Origin of the sequence: Hyphomonas neptunium ATCC 15444 (genome assembly GCF_000013025.1) — a bacterium.
Taxonomy (GTDB): Bacteria; Pseudomonadota; Alphaproteobacteria; order Caulobacterales; family Hyphomonadaceae; genus Hyphomonas; species Hyphomonas neptunia.
Map to the genome: position 1 here is coordinate 2,228,094 of NC_008358.1, position 18,433 is coordinate 2,246,526.

The window sequence follows — 18,433 nt, forward strand, 5'->3', positions numbered from 1 at the left end:
ACGCTCATGGCGGATGGCCCCGGACTTTTCGGGCCAGTTCAAAAGTGAGAACGAGGTGTGCGCGGGAGACCGGACAAAAATTCTGCTGGCAGGCGAAAAAATACCGGCCAGATTTTTTGCTGGCCTTTGTCGATTCCGCTGGTACGTATAACCGCGAGTGTGGGTCGGGGGACGGCGCTGCGGAGGGTGCCTTTTCTGATGTACGATCAAGGTTCTGAACGGCCGCCAGAGGTTCTGGCCGCTGCAGACAGGCTCGTTCCGGCATTGTGGGAAGACCTGCGCCGCGTCGCCCGGCGCGAGCGCCGCCGTGTGGGCGCGGGGCAGACCCTGCAAACCACGGCGCTGGTCAGCGAGACCTGGCTGAAACTGCGCCGCAAAGAAAACTTCATGGACGATCAGCATTTTCTGCGGGCCGCCGCCCTCGCTATGCGATCCGTGCTGATTGATCATGCGCGCGCCCGCCTTACGGCCAAGCGCGGCGCCGGAAAGATAGATCCGCTGACGGATGACATCGAGCCATTCTGGGAAAGCGATGAACGCCTTCTTGAGCTCGATGATGCGCTCACCCGGCTCAGCAAGCTGAACCCCCGACTCGCTGAAGTCGTCGAGCTACGGTTTTTTGGCGGATATACCGAAGTTCAGGCGGCGGATATTCTGGGCGTCACGGACCGCACCATCCGGCGCGACTGGATCAAGGCGCGCGCCTGGCTGTTCCGGGAACTCTCCGGCGTGGCTATTGAACCGCCTGCGGAAGATCATACCGGTCCCGCAACGACCGGATGATGTCGATCTGACTGGCAGCGCCTGCGCCCAGCGGGGCAAGCGCCCGTTCGGCCTGCGCCAGCAATTCCGCCGCGCGCGTAACATCCCCTGCCTCGGCATTCGCCCGCCCCAACATGATCGCAATGATCCCCGCCGCCGGATGCGCCTCGCCCACCGCTGCTGTAACCGCCGTATACCCCTCAGTCGCCGCCTGAAAGGATTTCTCCTGCTCGCCCGCATCGCTCAGCGCTTCGCTCACCCCGGCAATCGCGGAGGCATAATGCAGACTGCCCGGCCCGGCATGTTCCAGCGCCATTTCTGACGCCTGACGCAAAAAGGGAAGCGCCTCGTCTGCCCGGCCGAGCCGCAGGAGCGTCTTGCCATAATTGTTGAGCAGCGCGGAAGTGGCGGCAGAGGCGCCGTAGAGCGTGTTGCGCAGCTGCACGGCTTCCCGGAACAGTGGCTCCGCGGCTTCAGGGCGCCCTGACAGCGTCTCGATAGCGGCAAGATTGTTGAGCGTGTTGAGCGCGTCCGGGCTGTTATCCAGCGCAGCCACCCGCCAGACTTCCAAGGCCTGGCGCAGCGACGCCGCCGCTTCCTCCCGCCGCCCCGCCGCGTTCAGCATGACGCCCAGGTCATTGTAGAACACGCCCGTATGCCGGTGATGCTCGCCCGAAAGGCGTATACGTTCAGGCAGATGCTCTTGCAGCAACGCGATGGCGCTTTCGATCTCACCGCGATCGCGCAGGATGCGCGCTTCCACAAGACGGCTGTCGACCAGCCTGCGCCGCCACAGCGCGGCGTCCTCGCTCCAGAAAGCTTGTGCCTTGGTCAGCAATTCTTCTGCCGCGTCCAGATCCGCCGTGCGCAGATGGTATTGCGACAGATCATAATGGGCCGCCGCGCGTACGCTGGGCTCTGTTTCGGGCGCCGCCACAATCCGTTTCAACAGGGGCGCGGCCGCTTCATAGTCCCCCAGATAGAGATAAAGCTCCGCCAGCGTATGCATCACCGGTCCGCCGCGCGCCGGGTCGGTGGCGAACATGTCGGTAACCTGCCCGGCCGCCGTTTCCAGAATTTCCCGCGCGCTGGTTTCCGTGCCGCCCGCCGTGTCGGCTGCGTCGCGCAGCATGAAGTAGAGATATTGCTGTACCGCCTCCAGCCTGGCCTGTTCGCGCAGCGCGGTGTCACGCTCGATCCGCGCTTCCCGCGCCTGCCAGAGCGACGCGCTGAGGCCAATCCCCATGCTCGCCACCAGCGCAGCCGCGGCTGCTGCCTGCCATCTGTTGCGCGACAGAAACCGGCCCATCACATAGCCGCGCTCCTGCGAACGGGCGGAGACGGCTTGCCCCGCCAGCGCCCGCGTCAAATCTTCCCGGAAAGCCTCCACGGCCGGATAGCGGTCCGCAGGATTTCGGGCGAGCGCCTTGGCGAGGATCGCGTCGAGATCCCGGATCAGCGCGGTTTGATCCTTCTTCGGAATGTGCGCCGAAAGCGGCGGGGGAACCTCTTCTACCGCGCGCCGGGCCAGCGTTGGCACCGGGGCGTCTGACAGCGCCAGAGGCGGGCGCCCCGCCAGCAGCGCATAGAGCGTCGCCGCCAATCCGTACACATCACTTGCGGTGGTCGCCGCCTCGCCGGAAAAGAGCTCCGGCGCCGCATAATCCAGCGACAACGGCGCGACATGAATACCGTCGCCCCCTGCAATCCGCGCGACACCGAAATCGATGACCCGTGCCCGCCCCGTCTCATCGATCAGGATGTTCGAGGGCTTTATATCGCGGTGAACGATCAGCTTGCCATGGGCATGCACCATCGCCTCGCAGACCTGCAGCATGGCGCCCAGTATCTCGCGCGGCCCGGCGCCGGTCTGGCGCGCCCAGACATCCACAGGCGCCCCGCTGGCATATTCCATCACCATCCAGGGCCGCCCATCCGCCCCGCCGCCGCCATCCAGCAGGCGCGCAATGCCCGGATGCTCCAGCCGCGCCAGGAATTGCCGCTCGCTCTCAAACAGCGCCAGATGTTCGGGCGCCAGGGGCCGCATCAGCTTCAGCGCCGCTTCTTGCTCATATAGCCCATCCGCGCGGCGTACGCGGTAAACCGTGCCCATGCCGCCGCGCCCGATAATGCCGTCGATGCGCCAGGCGCCCAGACGCGCATCCGCGTCCATCGGCGCGCCATCATCATCGGCCAGCGCATGTCCCGCTTCCAGAAACTGCTCGCTGCTCTCGGCAAAATTCAGCAGCGACAGCACTTCTGCGATCAGCGCCGGATCACTCGTCTGTCCACGCACAAAGCTCGCCTGATCTTCGGGAGGCAGCTCCAGGGCAGCATCCAGCAGCGCTTCAACCTGCTGCCAGTCCGGCATTTTACTGTTCATCATTCTTTCCCTGCGGCGCGCGCCGGATCGTTCAACATTTCGCCGGTGATTTCAAACACTTCCAGCCCTCATCGGGCAGAAAATTACGCGGGAAAATTTTTTCTACGGAGAAATGTCCGGATCTGGCACGGCATCTCGTTCTTCTCTCCTGAACAGGGTTTACCCCGCGCGCTTCAGGAGAAAGCAAATGACGATACGCAACAGAACACATGTTTGGGCCGTTCTCGCCGCGACCCTCGCGCTGGCGGCCTGCGGCGGCGCGAGCGATACGGCCGGCAAAAGCAATGGCAGCAAGGATGCCGCAGGCGCTGAGCCCGCCGCAAGCACCTCGCCCCTCGCCGCGCCGGGCGAAGAAGGCGCCATTGCCGTCACGATCGAGGCCACCACCCAATTCGATGCCGGCTGCATGCTTGCCCCCGGTCTCACCAATCCAAGTGGGGAGCAATTTACGCTGTATGCGGACATCGGTGGGCGCCGGGGTGAAGCTGGCACGGTCACGGCGCTGCTTGATGGGGAGAATGCCCTCACTATGGAGATTACCGGCTATACCGATTTTGGCGGACAGATCGGTCCAACCAGCCTCAGCGGTCGCTGCGAAGTCCTCGATCTGGTCATCGGCAATGTCCGCTGCCGCGAAGGCGTTGGCATCGAAGGCGAGATCGGCCCCTGCCCGGCACCGGTCAGCTTCACCATCTCCGAAAATGTTCGTTCCATGAGGGTAAAGTAACGGTCTTAAAGCGCGCCTGAAACGGCCAGTTCCGCGAACGCCCAGTAGAGAGACATTTCCTGAAACTGGGCGCCGCGCCCGCCGCTGGACTGGTGGCCCGCATCAGCATCCAGCACCAGGATCGCGGGCGCGGCGCCGGTTGACGTGTGGCGCACTTCGGCGACGAGCTTTGCCGCCTCCCAATAGCCGACCCGGTCATCTTTCAGGCCGGACGTGCACAGCAGCGGCGGATAGGCCGTGGCCTGAACATTCTCATAGGGCGAAATCGAGAACATATAGTCATAGGCCTCCGGATCTGCCAGCGGATCGCCCCAGTCCGGCCGGAACAGCGGCACCAGCGGATGGTCCGCGTCGCTCATCGTGTTCAGCATGTCCACGAACGGCACCTGCGCGATGACACCCGCCCAAAGGTGCGGCGCCTCATTCATCGCACCGGCTACCAGCAATCCGCCAGCTGACAATCCATACGCCACAACCGCGCCCTTGCGCGTCACGCCCAGATCAATCAGATGCTCCGCGCAGGCCACAAAGTCTGTAAAGCTGTTGCGCTTGCTGAAGCGGCGCCCATCGAGGAACCATTGCCGCCCGCGCTCCGATCCGCCGCGCACATGGGCGATCGCATAGGTCCAGCCCCGATCCACCAGCGCCAGCGCCGGCACGGAAAATTCCGGATCGCTGGAGACGCCGTAAGCACCATATCCATAGAGCACACAAGGCATCGACCCATCCCGCGCCGCCCCGCGCCTGCTTAGCAGCGTCACCGGAACACTCGCCCCATCCGGCGCCGGCGCAAACACCCGCTCCACAACATATTGGTCCGGATCATACCCCGCGCGATCAGATTTCTGCACAAGGCTCAGCGCGCCGGTTTCCAGGTCGACATCCATCCATTGTACGGGCAGCCGCGGCGACTGGAACGTGATGCGGCACGCGCCTGCGCCGTAGGCCTGCCCCTGTGGCACGGTCAGCGTATAGGCGGCCTCGTCAAAACCGATCACCTTTTCTGATCCATCCGCAAACAGAAGGATCAGCTGATGCAGGCCGTCCTGCCGCTCTAAGCGCACAAGCGCCTTCTCGAAGGGAAACACTTCCAGTATCTGGCTGCCCGGCCGGTGCGCCACCAGCGTCTCCTGCGGCGTAGCGGCGCCTGCCGGCATTGACAGCAGCTTGTTATCAATCGCGCCGCCTTCATCAGTCAGCACAAGGAGTGCCTCTTTCCACTCCTCTATCTCATAGCGTACTTTATCCCGGCGCGGGAAAACGACACGCGGCGCCCCCGTCTCATCCTCTGCCGGAACCAGCCACACCTCGGACATATCCGGCCCCGACAGCGTAATCGCGATATAGCCGCCCGCTGCCGTCCGTTTGATCTGCATAAAGAGCGCCGGATTGGTTTCCTCATGCACCAGAACAGCCTCGCCCCCGCCGACGGGCGTTCTGTAAATCCGCGTCGGGCGGTTCTTGTCGTCCCGCCAGATCCAGAACAGGAAACGTGAGGACGGGCTGAACACCAGCCCGCCATAGCCATAGGCATCTTCCGGTACGAGCACAGACACCGCGGCCGTCGTCATGTCTTTCATGCAGATCCGGTGGCGGTCATTGCCGATCACATCCTCTGCCCACGCATAATAGCGATGATCCGGGCTCGCCTGATGACCCGTGGTGCGATAGTAAGCCGTCCCCTGCGCGCGCGCCGCCTCGTCCAGCAACACTTCCGGCGCGGCGCCTTCGCGGGCAGAAATCCGGGTATAAACGGCGTGTTCGCTGCCTTCCGGATAATGGCTCGAATAGGCCCAGTCTCCCGCCCAGATCGGCGGCGGGGCGTCATTGCCGGGCAGCTGCGCAACCATCTGCGCAATGATCTCCGGCTGAAGCTTGCGCGCCGGCGCCAGCACGGCGTCGGCATAGGCCGCCTCTGCCTCAAGATGTGTACGGATCATCTCCGGCAGCGTGCGCATCTCCCGCGTGCCCGTCTCGGGAATGAACTTCATCCACCGGTAGGGGTCATCGCGCACGCGGCCCAGCTGCTCGATCCGGAACGGAATGCGCGGCGCCACAGGTGGGGCAATCGCCCCCGGCGCAAAAGCGGCGCCGCCGCCCGCGCCAGCGGCACACCCGGCCAGCGCGCCCAGCGCAATCGTCTGCAGCAGCGTGCGGCGCGAAAATCCTGACGCATGAGCCATCACCCGAAATCTCCCCGATCCTGCCGCGCACACCGCCAGCCTCTTCCAACACCCTATCAGGCCCCTCCGGGCTGGAAACCTGAAAGCGGCCCAATCTCCCCTCTATCGGGCCAACCGGGCGGCTGTGAGCAGAACCTCACCCACCCCCACCCCATAGTCATGGAGAGGGGGCATGTTGCTCTGTGGGACAAGCACATCTCTCAAACCGCACAACCTGTCCCCTCCCCATGACTATGGGGGTCATGAGGATCAGCAATCGCAATGCGATTGCCCGAATGACGGGGTGGGGCAGCTCTCCGCAGCAAACCACCCCCTCCGTCTCGCGCCTGCGGCGCGATCCACCTCCCCCGCTTCGCAGGGGAGGATACCAGCGACCGCCTCCACCCCACTTGCCCCGCGCGGCACACCTCCCTAAACCTTGAAACCTCCAAGGGACGGGCGAGGAACTCTACATGCCGGAATGGGCACTTTACGCACTCGCGGCAGTGGCCGGTTATCTGTCGGGCTCCATCCCCTTTGGCCTTGTCATCGTGAAGGCTGCGGGCCTCGGAGACATCCGCGAGATCGGCTCGAAAAGCATCGGCGCCACCAATGTCCTGCGCACCGGCCGCAAGGATCTGGCGCTGGCCACCTTCCTGCTCGACAGCCTGAAAGCCGGCCTCGTCGCCCTTGCTTTCACGCTGCTGGCGGGCCGGGAAGTGGGCTTCGTGGCGGGCTTTGCCGCCTTCATTGGCCATTGCTATCCGGTCTGGCTCGGCTTCAAGGGCGGCAAGGGCATCGCCACCTATGCGGGCCTCCTCGCCTTCGTCTCGCCGCTGCACGGGCTGGTCGTGGCCGCGCCGGTCTGGCTTGGCCTCTTTGCGCTCACCCGCATCTCCTCGCTCGCCGCGCTGACGGCGGCAGTCGCTGTGCCGCCCGGCGCCTGGCTGATGGGCGAACGCAACAGCTTGATCCTGGCGGGCCTCGCGCTCCTCTCGGTGTTTGTCTTCTGGACCCACCGGGAAAATATCGGCCGTCTCCTGAAGGGCACCGAGCCCCGCTTTGGCGCCAAGAAGAAAGACGCGCCGGAGGCATGAGCCTGCCCCGTCCCCTCACGGACGGGCAGCGCCTTGACTGGCTGCGCCTGGCGCGCACGCAAAATGTCGGCCCGGTTACCTTTGCCCAGCTGATGCTGCGTTATGGCGATGCCGGAAAAGCCCTCGCCGCCCTGCCCGAAATCGCCAGCCGCGCCGCACGCGGGAAATCGATCACCATTCCGCCTGCGGATGTTATTGCCCGGGAAATCGACGCGGTCGCAAAATATGGCGCCCGCATCGTGGCAAGCTGCGAGCCGGACTATCCCGCCCTTCTGCACGCGCTTGATCCCCCGCCGCCAGTGCTCACCCTGCTTGGCAATGCGGCCCTCTCGGCCGGGCCCACCTGCGCCATTGTCGGCGCGCGCAATGCCTCCGCCGCGGGCCGCAAGATCGCGCGGGATATGGCCGCTGCGCTCGGCAAGGCCGGCTATACCATCGTCTCGGGCCTCGCCCTCGGTATCGACGGCGAGGCCCACGCTGCCAGCCTCTCCACAGGAACGGTCGCCGTGCTCGGCGGGGGCATTGATCACGTCTATCCGCCCAAGCATGACCGGCTTTATGCCGAAGTCGCCCAACAGGGGCTTATCGTTTCGGAAATGCCCTTTGGCCACCGCGCCAAGGCGCAGGACTTTCCCCGCCGCAACCGCATCATCACGGGCCTCGCGCGCGGCACGGTCGTCGTCGAGGCGGCCGAACGGTCCGGCTCGCTGATTTCCGCCCGCGTCGCCAATGAACAGGGCCGCGAGGTGATGGCCGTTCCCGGCTCCCCGCTCGACCCGCGCGCGGCGGGCACCAACAACCTCATCCGCAATGGCGCCGCCCTCGTGCGCCATGCCGGCGATGTGCTGGAAGTGCTCAGCGCTCTGCCCCTGCTGCGCGTCTCTGCGCCCCCGGCCGAGCTGTATGACGCGGCCCATGGCGGCGGCGAGGCGATCCCGCCCTCCGAACTTGCACGGGTCCGCGAAGCGCTCAGCCCCCATGCCATGCCGCTGGACGAAATCGCGCGCGCGGCCGGCGTCTCTGCGGCGCGCGCCGGAGCGATTCTGATGGAGCTGGAACTCGCCGGCGAGGCGATCACCTTTCCGGGCGGAATGGCGGCAAGGGCTGTGTAATTCCTGTCCCGATTTGTCCTGACTTGTCCCGATTTGTCCCATTTTGTCACCCGGCTGACCGGGCATGGCGCTGGTATGGCCGCGATTTGCAGGGTTTTGGCTGTGGCCTGTCTGCACTGTAACGGATCGATTGCACCTCCCGGCAATTGGATGGCTGGACGCCCCGGCGGTTCCTCTCTAAGCCTCATTTTTCGGGAGAAACGCGGCGCCAACTGCCGGGTGGGGCGTTGTGTACGGGTAGTTCAGGATGCCGTCTGTGGTGAAATGGTCTCACTATGCGCTTCTGGCCGGCTTTTCGGCCGTCCTGCCGGTCGCGGCCTATGCGCAGACCGAGGTTGAAGCTGAAGCCGAACCTGAAGCCGCCACTACAGTCACAGACGAGCGCGTCGTGCTGGAAGCCGACATCGTTTACGAAAACTCCGCTGACAACACGATCATCGCCGAAGGGAATGTCGAAGCGCTCCATCAGGGCCGCGTCCTGCGTGCCGACCGGCTGATCTATGACCGCACCACCGAGCGGGCCCGCGCATCCGGCAATGTCATCATCACCGAGGCAGACGGCAGCCAGCAATTTGCCGAGGAAGTCGATGTCGGCCCGGACCTGACAGACGGTTACGCCATCGGCTACTCCGCCCGCCTGCCCGGCGATGCCACTGTGGCCGCCAAATCCGCCATCCGGCGCTCCGACGGCATCAATGCTCTGGAACACGTCGTCTACACGGCCTGCCCACTGTGTGAAGAAGACACGACGCCAACCTGGTCGATTCGGGCGCGCCGCGCGGTTCTCGACGAAGAATCGCAGATGATTTCCTATCGCGACGCCGTCATCGAAATTGGCGGCGTTCCGGTGTTTTATCTGCCTTACCTGTCTCATCCGGACCCCAATTCGGAGCGCCGCTCCGGCCTGCTGATGCCCAATGCGGGCCTCTCGTCCACGCTCGGCGCCTTCTACAAACAGCCCTATTACTGGGCAGTCTCGGACCATTCCGACATCACCATTTCACCCATGGTGATGCAGAATGTGAACCCGCTGCTCGGCGTGGATTTCCGGAAACGCTTCTATTCCGGGGCTGTGAAATTCGAGACCAGCTTCACACATGAAGCCGATTTTGATAGTGACGGCGAAACCTTCGGCGAAGAGACTTTCCGCGGGCATCTCTATGGCAACGGCCTGTTTGCCATCTCGCCGGAATGGAAATGGGGCTTCGGCGTCGAAACCCAGACCGACGACCTTTACGACCGCCGCTACGACATCAGCGGACAGGGCGACAAGCGCGGCCTGTACTCAAACCAGCCGCGCCGCCTGCTCTCGCAGGTCTTCGTCACCGGCCAGGGCGACAGCTACTACACCGACGCGGCGCTTCTGAACTTCCAGGGCCTGCGCGGCGAAGATGATGCCGCCCGCCTGCCACTGGTATCGCCGCTCGCCTACGCCGATAAATACTGGGATCTCGGGGCATATGGCTTCGCGTCTGTTACCGCTTCGACCGCCATCCTGACCCGCGAAGTGGGCGCTGACAGCCACCGCGCCAGCCTCGGCGGCGACTGGAACACGATGAAAATCCTGCCCGGCGGCTTCACCTTCGAGCCCTTCGCGGAGCTGCGCGGCGATTACTACATGCTCGACGAGGATGTCAGCGGGAAGGACTCGGTCGCCCGCGCCGTCGGCAATACGGGCGCAAAACTCGCCTATCCAATGGTGCGTCCAGGCACCAATGTCGATCTGATGCTGGAACCTGCCGTCATGGCGGCCTGGGGCTTTTCGAATGTGAATGACCCGGCGATCCCGGTCGAAGACAGCCTGCTCTACGAATTCGACGAATCGAGCCTGTTTGAAGCCAATGGCTTCGGCAATTTCGACCTCTACGAAGGCGACGGAAAGGTCAGCGCCGGCCTGACAGCGCGGGCACTCTGGAAGAACGGCACGGAAGTTTCCACCACGGTTGGACGCCGCTGGCGCTCTCGCGCGGACCCGGCATTCGATGTTGCCAGCAACCTTGATGGCAAATCGTCCGACTGGTTGGCCTCGGCGAGCCTCAAGATGGGCAAAAAGCTGGAGCTCAGCTCACGGGTGCGCCTCGACGAGAAAGACCTCTCGCTGAGCCGCTTCGACATGCGCGCCGCCACCTCATTCGACTGGTTCCGCGCTGTCGGGCAGTATTACAAGATCGACGAGCGTATCAGCCCCGCCGGAACTTCGGACGAAGGCATTTTTCTGCGCGGTGAGATCCAGTTTACCGACCGCTACTCCGTTGTCTTCGGCCAGCTTCGGGACATCAGCCGGAATGTGAACACGCGGCAGGAAATCGGTATTGCCTACACAGATGACTGCTCGCGGTTTGAGCTGCTGTACAACCGCTCGGAGTTGCGAGACCGGACCCTGGGCCCAACCGAAAGCTTCCAGGTCCGCTTTTCGCTGTTGTCTCTGGGCAATTTCGGGTCTGACAGCTTCGAATAATGTGAAATTTCAAAACAAACGAAGTGCAGCAATCTTAGCTGGTGACTGTAGCGGCACGTTGCACGATGAAACGAGACTTGTAAGGTCCGGAAGCGAAAAACAGGCTTGTTCCCGACCCTCGGGGAGCCATGGAGACGTCGTATGGTACGTGTGGTGTTCTTGGCAGCAGCTTTTGCCGCGATCAGCGTGTTCGGCGCGCCCGTTTCGCCCGCCAGCGCGCAGGAAGCGGACCGGCAAACGCTTGAGGGCATCGCCGCTATCGTTAATGACAAGCCGATCTCCTACTCGGACGTTCGCCAGCGCGCGCGCCTCCTCCTTCTGACGATTGGCGCGTCGCAGCCGACTCAGGAACAGGTTCAGCAGATCACCGGCCAGGCGCTTGAGCAGCTGATCGACGAAAAACTGCAGCTCGACCGCGTGTCCGAATTCGAGGTTGAGGTTGATCCTGTCGAAATTGACGCCGCGGTTCAGAATATGGCGAGCGAGGCGGGCGTGACCGGCGAGGTTCTCCGCGAGCAGCTGACCTCCTCGGGTGTAAACCCGGCCAGCCTTGAAGAGCAGATGCGCGCTGAAATCGCCTGGAACCGCCTGATGAGCGGGCTTTACGGAAACCGTATCCGCATTTCAGAGAATCAGGTCGACGATCAGATGTCGCGTCTGCGCACGGCATCTCAGAAGACCCAATACCGGATTGGCGAGATTTTCCTGTACGCTCCGGACGAAGCCACCAAAACCGAAGCGCTGACGGCCGCTGAGTCCATCATCAGCCAGCTTCAGCAGGGCGCCGACTTCCGCGTTGCCGCCCAACGTATCTCCTCTGCGCCGACAGCGGCCGCAGGCGGCGACATGGGCTGGGTTACGATCGAGGATATTGATCCGACCATCGCCGAGGCCGTGAGGAATAGCTCCGGCAATGGTCTGCTGGAGCCGATCCAGACCGAGAATGGCATTTACATCATCCTGCTCGGTGGCAAGCGCGAACCGGCGGAACCGGTTACCCGCGTGGATCTGAAGCGCCTCGTTGCCGCTGACGGCGTCGAAGCGACCCTCACCGAGGCAATCGGCCGTATCAACAGCTGCGATGACGTCCAGTCTGTTGCCAACACGAACTCCGGCCTGCGCGCGCAGGACATTGCAGACATCAATGTCGATGAACTCGGCCCCGAAGGCCGCAGCCTCGTCCTCGCGACCGATGTCGGCCAGCCGACTGAAATCTTCGCGGTCAGCTCTGGCCTTGCGGTCATGTATGTCTGCCGCCGTCAGGATGGCGCCGAAGCGCTGCCCTCGCGCGAAGACCTCAAAGGCTCCCTCAAGTCGCGGGAGTTGAACATGATCTCCGAGCGGGAACTGCGCAATGCTCGCCGCCTGGCGACCATCATCTACCGCTAGGACAGGCGATTCCGCTTGATCCGCTGCGCGATTGGCGCGACACCCCCGCGCGTGACCTCGCCTTCCCTCCTTCCTCTGGCCCTAACCATGGGCGACCCTGCCGGATGCGGACCTCAGATCACGGCCGCTGCCTGGCACGCGCTCAAGGATAATCCCGCCAGCGCGTTCTATGTTGTTGGCTGGCCGGGACTTTACTGCGGCGCCCCCACTGAAGTGATCGCTTCACCGGGCGATGCGGCGCGCGTGTTCTCTCGCGCGCTGCCCGTGCTGGCGCGGGGCGATGCGCGCCCTGTGACACCGGGAAAACCTGATCCGGACACAGCGGCAGGCATTATCACGTCCATCGAAACGGCGACCGCCCATGCGCTGGCGGGCATCGCCGGCGCGGTTGTCACCAATCCCATTCACAAGGCGCTGCTCTACGGTCAGGGCTTTCGCTTTCCCGGCCATACGGAATTCATCGCCAGCCTTTGCGCGACAGATGGCGGCGCGGCGCCCGAACCTGTCATGATGCTGACCGGCGGCGGGCTCCGCGTGGCACTGGCAACAATCCACATGCCTTACACCGCTGTTCCCGCCGCGCTGGCTGATGGCCGCTTGCAGCGCATCGCCCGTATCACGGCGGCAGCGCTGACACGCCAGTTCGGCATTCCTGCCCCGCGCATTGCCTTCACCGGCCTCAACCCTCACGCAGGAGAGGACGGCACAATCGGACGCGAAGAGGTGGAGATCATCAACCCGGCCGCTGCCGAGCTGCGCAATGAGGGCCTCGACATCTCGGACGCCCGGCCAGGCGATACCGTTTTTGCCGAGGCGTTGGGTGGCCGTTTCGACGCCGTGATCGCCATGACCCATGATCAGGGCCTCATACCGGTCAAGACACTGGACATGTGGGGCGGCGTGAACACAACGCTGGGCCTGCCGATCATCCGCACGAGCCCGGACCATGGCACAGCCTATGACGCAGCCGCCGCCGGAACGGCCAAGGCCGATAGCCTGATCGCCGCCATTCATTCTGCGCGGGAACAAGCCGCCAATTGGGCGAGGAGCCCCACATGAACAACGACCATGACTATGGCGACGACAACGGCAGTCACCCGGCGCTGACCGATGCCCCCGCCCGCAAGGCGCTGGGCCAGCACTTTCTGTTCGATCCCAGCATCCTGAAACGCGCCGCAAATGCTGCTGGCCCGCTCAAGGGCAAGACGGTCATCGAAGTCGGCCCCGGCCCTGGCGGTCTGACGCGCGCCATCCTGAACGAAGAACCGGCCCTGCTTATCGCGGTGGAGACCGACCCACGCTTTTCCGAAGCGCTGATGAGTTGGCCGGAGGCTAAAAACGGCCGCCTGCAGGTGATCGCCAGAGATGCCCGCAAGGTGCATTGGGAGAAGGTGTTGCAGGAAGCGGGCGCCGCAACGCCCGTGATGATCATTGCCAACCTTCCCTACAATGTCGGCACGCCGCTGCTCATCGACTGGCTGAAAGCCGGTGACTGGCGCGGCCCCATGGCGCTGATGTTCCAGCGGGAAGTGGCCGAGCGGATCTGCGCGCAGCCCGATACCGATGCCTATGGCCGCCTGGCTGTCATCTCGCAGGCAGTGACACGTCCCCGTATTGCCTTCACTCTGCCGCCAGGCGCGTTCCGGCCGCCGCCGAAGGTTGATAGCGCTGTCGTCGAGTTTGAACCACTGCCGCCGGGCGAGCGCTTCGAGCACCTTGCGCTGCTGGAACAGATTGCCGGCGCCGCCTTTGGCCAGCGCCGCAAGATGCTGCGCGCCGCGTTGAAACCCTTCGCGAAAAAGCGCGGGATGAAAGCCGAAGCCTGGCTGGAAGATTGCGGCATCAAGCCGACCGCGCGCGCCGAAACGCTTACACAGGCGGAATTCCGCAAACTGGCAACAAGCCTGGCTTAAGCTTCGCCCAGCAGGGCGCGCACGTGATCTTCCAGATCAATCTGGCGCAGGCGCTTCAGCCGCTCGACCAGCAGGATGCGCTTGAGGCGTTGGTAGGCGACGTTGAGATCATCATTGACGATGACATAGTCATAGCGCCGCCAGTGCATGATCTCGCGCTTGGCGTCCTCCATGCGGCGGGCAACCAGTTCCGGCGTTGACCCTGGACGGCCCATAAGACGCGCCTGCAATGCCTCAATGCTGGGCGGCAGGATGAACACCGAGACCACATCATTGGGCATCTGATCGTGCAGCGCGTCGGCCCCCTGCCAGTCCACATCGAACAGGACGTCTTCACCCGCTTCGAGGCGGGCAACCGTGTCGGCTTTCGGGGTGCCGTAATGTTTGTCGAAGACATGCGCCCATTCGAGGAATTCGCGCCGCTCGATCATCCTGTGAAATTCATCGGGCGTCTTGAAGTAATAGTCTTCGCCGTGAACCTCATTGGGGCGCGGAGGCCGGGTGGTGGCGGAGATCGAAAGCTTCACATCGCCGAACTCTTCCAGCAGCATCCGGGACAGCGTGGTCTTGCCCGCGCCCGAGGGGCTGGAAAGCACCAGCATCAGGCCCCGGCGATTGCCCCGGTCTTTGGGATGTCCGCTATTCGACATTGGCCGATTGCTCCTTGAACTGGTCGATCACCCCTTTGAGGCCAAGGCCCGCATTCGTCAAATCGAGGCTGATGGATTTGGAGCAGAGGGTGTTGGCTTCGCGGTTCAGCTCCTGCGCCAGAAAATCAATCTTGCGCCCGGCCGGCGAGCCTGCACTGAGCAATTCGCGGCCCGTCTTGATATGCGCCGATAGACGATCCAACTCCTCGCGGACATCCGCCTTGGCCGCTGACAGGGCCACTTCGGCGGCATAACGCTCGGCGTCCACCCGCCCTTCGCGGTCCAAATCCTCAAGCTGTTTCGTCAATTTCGCGCGGATCAGCTCGGGCTGGCTCGCGGCGTGGGTCTCTGCCTCAGCCTTCAAGTGCTCCATTTGGTTGAGGAGATCACCAAGAAGACCCTCCAGTGAGGCGCCTTCAGATTTGCGTCCTTCGGCAAGCTCGTCGAGCGCCTGCGCGGCGCCAGTGGAGAGCAGCGCAAGCACCGCCTCATCCATTATATCGCGGGTGGAGCTTGATCCGGCATCGACGACGCCCTTTACCGACATCAGTGTCGCGATGGCTTCGGCGGAAAGCTCGCGCCCGGAAACCTTGCGCGCCGCCTGGGCGAGCTCCGAAAGCAATGCCTCATTGATAACGGCCGCGGCGCCCGATGCAGCAAGTTCAATACGCAGGCTGACCTGGAGCGAGCCGCGATTGAAGCGTGCTGCCGCCATGGCCTTGACCTCACGCTCGAGCTGCTCAGCGCCCGGCGGCAGGTTTACGCGTACATCCAGCGAGCGGCCATTGACGCTTTTGGCCTCCCAGGCCCACCCGCCCCAGCTGGCTTCGCCGGTTACCCGCGCGAACCCCGTCATCCCCGACAGTGTACCCATCAGTTTGCCCGCTCCCGTTCAATTTCGCCGCGCTCGTAAGCGCGGTAGGCCGCAACATTGCGATTGTGTTCCGCCAGGGTCTTGGCGAAGAGGTGCCCGCCTTTCCCATCTGCGACAAAGAAAATATATTCCGTTTCCGGAGGGTTCAGAACCGCTGCAATGGCTTCACGACCTGGGTTGCAGATCGGCGTCTTTGGCAAACCATCGATCTGATATGTGTTCCATTCCGTAGGCCGATCAATTTCGGAGCGATAGAGCGTCCGGCGCTGGCCTTGCTTGTTATAGAGCGGCTCACCTTTGGAAATGCCGTAGATGATTGTCGGGTCGCTCTGAAGGCGCATACCCCGCTTCATCCGCGTCGTGAACAGGGCGGCGATCTCGTCTCGCTCTGCGGCAATGCCGCTTTCCTTCTCGACGATGGACGCCAGGATAACCGCCTCATAGGGTGTTTCGAGCAGGAGGCCCTCCTGCCGCTCCGGCCAGAGTTCCGCCAGCACATCGGCCTGCGCCTTCTGAACCTTCTCGATCAGCGCCTGGCGTGTCATGCCGCGATGGAACATGTAGGTGTCGGGGAGCAGCGTGCCTTCTTCCGGCAACACTTCGGGCATCTCGCCTTCCAGTGTTTCATCGGTTTCGATGATGCGGAGAAGCTGCGCGGTCGTTCGGCCTTCAGGCAGAGTGATCTTGTGGAGAACCGAGCGGCCCTCAGTTAGAATGGCGAGCACAGCAGCCATGCTGATGGCAGGATCAAGAATATATTCCCCCGCCTTCACGTGCGGGATCTCGCTCTGCATTTCTTCGTCGATCCGGCTTTTCAGCAGAAGGATGCGGTCATCCTTGATGATGCCTTCCGCTTCCAGCCGCCCGGCAACAGCGGTCAACGTATCGCCCTCGGAAACCATGAAGACGACTTCTTGCTGCAAAGGACCAGGCCGGGTCATTTCATTGTTGAGCCAGACCCAGCCTGCGACGACTGCGGCCGCAGCAATGAATGCCAGTACAAACACCCAGGCGAAGAGCGTTCTCAGAAATCCCATGCAAACCTCTCGCTACGTGTCCCAGCGCGGAGTTGTAACCCGGTCAGGCGACTACAGAAAAGCATACTCCGCAGCCGGATCAGGCAATAAACGATATGTCACAAAGCTTGCCATGAGTCGCTGAGCTGTCAGGCGTTACTTGGACTTCGCATCCGGCCGATATGAAAGAACCGCCAGCCTGTGGGCCAGCGGTTCGTTCGTGTAACAGATGGCCAAGTGGCAGGATCAATCGACCTTGCGCAGAACCAGGGATGCGTTGGTGCCGCCAAAGCCAAAGCTGTTCGACATGGCTGCGCGAACGCGGCCTTTCTTGGCCTTGTGCGGAATGAGATCAAGCACGGTTTCGAAGCTCGGATTGTCGAGGTTCAACGTCGGCGGCATGACCTGGTCACGGATCGCGAGCGCGCAGAATGCGGCCTCGATCGCGCCAGCGGCGCCGAGCAGGTGTCCGACAGCCGATTTGGTTGACGACATGGAGATGTTCTTCGCGTGATCGCCGAACGCGCGTTCGACGGCGCCAGCCTCACCCTCATCGCCTTTCGGCGTGGAGGTGCCGTGAGCATTGACGTAGTCGATCTCGGCCGGGTCGATACCGGAATTTTTCAGCGCCATCTTCATGGCCCGATAGCCGCCCTCGGCGCCTTCAGCCGGCGCGGTGATGTGATGCGCGTCGCCGGTCAGGCCATAGCCCGCCACTTCAGCGTAGATCTTCGCGCCGCGTGCCTTGGCGTGTTCATACTCTTCAAGCACGAGCACAGCAGCGCCCTCACCCATGACGAAACCATCCCGATCCTTGTCATAAGGGCGGGATGCCTTCTCGGGCGTATCGTTGAAGCTGGTCGACATGGCCTTGGCGGCGCAGAAACCCGCAATGCCAAGTCTGCCGATCACCGCTTCAGCCCCACCGGCCACCATCACATCAGCATCGCCGTAAGAGATGAGACGCGCAGAATCGCCGATCGCATGCGCGCCAGTCGCACAGGCCGTAACAACAGAGTGGTTGGGGCCCTTGAGGCCATGCCGGATCGAAATCTGTCCAGAGGCAAGGTTGATCAGCGACGCCGGAATGAAGAACGGGCTGACCTTCCGGGGTCCGTGCTCATGCAGTGTGATCGAGGTTTCATAAATGGTCTCAAGACCACCGATACCAGATCCGATCATCACGCCTGCGCGTTCTTTTTGATCATCGGTTTCGAGCTTCAGGCCGGAATCGGCCAACGCCTCGTCTGCAGCGGCAATGCCGTACAGAATGAACTCGTCGATCCGGCGCTGTTCCTTGGAGGACAGCACTTTATCAGGATCGAAAGCGTGCTCATCGCCTTCTCCGCCGCCGCGGCCAGAGGCCCACGGAACCTGAAAAGCGATTTTGCACGGCAGGTCCGAAGCGTCGAAATTGTCGATCTTGCCTGCGCCGGATTTACCGGCAATCAGACGCTCCCAAGTCGCCTCCCGGCCATTGGCCAGAGGAGAAACAATACCGATACCGGTGATGACAACACGACGCTTCGACATGACAACCCAGCGCCTTAGACGTGGGCCTTGATGTGCGAGACGGCGTCACCGACCGAACGGATCGACTCTTGCACGTCATCAGGGATCTCGATGTTAAACTCTTCTTCGAAAGCCATCACGAGTTCGACGAGGTCCAGCGAGTCCGCACCGAGGTCGTCGATGAAGCTTGCGCTCTCAACAACCTTGTCTGCTTCCACGTCGAGGTTCTCGACTACGATTTTCTTCACACGTTCAAAAACGTCAGACATGAATACCTCTCTCGATATGTCTGATGACTGGTCCTTATTCGAACCATTGTGTTGCGCCTAGCACACACTACGGATGAGCGCCAAGCCCTAGTCTGATGCCCGACTGCTG

15 protein-coding genes are annotated in these 18,433 nt (G+C 62.9%); 8 read left to right on the forward strand and 7 right to left on the reverse strand.

Going from position 1 to position 18,433, the window contains the following annotated elements; translation table 11 throughout:
• The first annotated feature begins 57 nt into the window (after positions 1–57).
• The gene (locus HNE_RS10600) at positions 58–783 is read left to right on the forward strand and encodes a sigma-70 family RNA polymerase sigma factor (protein ID WP_011647138.1); all 726 of its coding nucleotides are present in this window, start codon (positions 58–60) and stop codon (positions 781–783) included.
• On the opposite strand, the gene HNE_RS10605 is transcribed toward HNE_RS10600, so the two are convergent.
• On the reverse strand, positions 734–3,148 hold the full coding sequence (locus HNE_RS10605; protein ID WP_083759073.1) for a serine/threonine-protein kinase: 2,415 nt from the start codon (positions 3,146–3,148) through the stop codon (positions 734–736). The two genes, HNE_RS10600 and HNE_RS10605, sit on opposite strands and share 50 nt — an antisense overlap.
• 184 nt (positions 3,149–3,332) lie before the next feature.
• Here HNE_RS10605 and HNE_RS10610 point away from each other — a divergent pair, with 184 nt between their 5' ends.
• Positions 3,333–3,872 (forward strand): hypothetical protein, encoded by a 540-nt coding sequence (locus HNE_RS10610; protein ID WP_011647140.1) that lies wholly within the window; start codon positions 3,333–3,335, stop codon positions 3,870–3,872.
• Positions 3,873–3,877: 5 nt separating this feature from the next.
• Here the strand turns inward: HNE_RS10610 and HNE_RS10615 are convergent, their stop codons facing one another.
• Complete coding sequence (locus tag HNE_RS10615; RefSeq protein WP_011647141.1) at positions 3,878–6,055, reverse strand: S9 family peptidase; 2,178 nt, start codon at positions 6,053–6,055, stop codon at positions 3,878–3,880.
• Between the two features lie 452 nt (positions 6,056–6,507).
• Between HNE_RS10615 and plsY the strand changes: the two genes are divergently transcribed.
• The 6 genes from plsY to rsmA all read left to right on the forward strand — a co-directional run bounded on the left by plsY (position 6,508) and on the right by rsmA (position 14,003).
• A complete protein-coding gene (gene plsY, locus HNE_RS10620; protein ID WP_011647142.1) occupies positions 6,508–7,131 on the forward strand; it encodes a glycerol-3-phosphate 1-O-acyltransferase PlsY in 624 nt (207 codons plus the stop codon).
• Complete coding sequence (dprA, locus tag HNE_RS10625; RefSeq protein ID WP_011647143.1) at positions 7,128–8,243, forward strand: DNA-processing protein DprA; 1,116 nt, start codon at positions 7,128–7,130, stop codon at positions 8,241–8,243. The genes plsY and dprA overlap by 4 nt, the downstream gene beginning before the upstream one ends.
• A gap of 259 nt (positions 8,244–8,502) precedes the next feature.
• Positions 8,503–10,701 carry an LPS-assembly protein LptD gene (locus tag HNE_RS10630; protein WP_160162621.1) on the forward strand — a complete coding sequence of 733 codons (2,199 nt, stop codon included), beginning with the start codon at positions 8,503–8,505 and terminating at the stop codon, positions 10,699–10,701.
• Between the two features lie 141 nt (positions 10,702–10,842).
• Positions 10,843–12,090, forward strand: coding sequence for a peptidylprolyl isomerase (locus tag HNE_RS10635; RefSeq protein WP_011647145.1), 1,248 nt, complete (start codon positions 10,843–10,845; stop codon positions 12,088–12,090).
• Positions 12,091–12,141: 51 nt separating this feature from the next.
• Positions 12,142–13,149, forward strand: coding sequence for a 4-hydroxythreonine-4-phosphate dehydrogenase PdxA (gene pdxA / locus HNE_RS10640; RefSeq protein WP_011647146.1), 1,008 nt, complete (start codon positions 12,142–12,144; stop codon positions 13,147–13,149).
• Positions 13,146–14,003, forward strand: coding sequence for a 16S rRNA (adenine(1518)-N(6)/adenine(1519)-N(6))-dimethyltransferase RsmA (gene rsmA, locus HNE_RS10645; RefSeq protein WP_011647147.1), 858 nt, complete (start codon positions 13,146–13,148; stop codon positions 14,001–14,003). Before pdxA ends, rsmA begins: the two co-directional genes overlap by 4 nt.
• On the opposite strand, the gene gmk is transcribed toward rsmA, so the two are convergent.
• The 5 genes from gmk to HNE_RS10670 all read right to left on the reverse strand — a co-directional run bounded on the left by gmk (position 14,000) and on the right by HNE_RS10670 (position 18,324).
• The gene (gmk, locus tag HNE_RS10650; protein WP_011647148.1) at positions 14,000–14,653 is read right to left on the reverse strand and encodes a guanylate kinase; all 654 of its coding nucleotides are present in this window, start codon (positions 14,651–14,653) and stop codon (positions 14,000–14,002) included. The genes rsmA and gmk overlap by 4 nt on opposite strands.
• Complete coding sequence (locus tag HNE_RS10655) at positions 14,643–15,527, reverse strand: YicC/YloC family endoribonuclease (protein WP_011647149.1); 885 nt, start codon at positions 15,525–15,527, stop codon at positions 14,643–14,645. Before HNE_RS10655 ends, gmk begins: the two co-directional genes overlap by 11 nt.
• The gene (mltG, locus tag HNE_RS10660) at positions 15,527–16,564 is read right to left on the reverse strand and encodes an endolytic transglycosylase MltG (RefSeq protein WP_011647150.1); all 1,038 of its coding nucleotides are present in this window, start codon (positions 16,562–16,564) and stop codon (positions 15,527–15,529) included. Before mltG ends, HNE_RS10655 begins: the two co-directional genes overlap by 1 nt.
• Positions 16,565–16,789: 225 nt before the next feature.
• A complete protein-coding gene (fabF, locus tag HNE_RS10665) occupies positions 16,790–18,076 on the reverse strand; it encodes a beta-ketoacyl-ACP synthase II (protein ID WP_011647151.1) in 1,287 nt (428 codons plus the stop codon).
• 14 nt (positions 18,077–18,090) lie between these two features.
• Positions 18,091–18,324: an acyl carrier protein gene (locus tag HNE_RS10670; RefSeq protein ID WP_011647152.1), complete on the reverse strand. Its 234-nt coding sequence runs from the start codon at positions 18,322–18,324 to the stop codon at positions 18,091–18,093.
• Positions 18,325–18,433 lie beyond the last annotated feature (109 nt).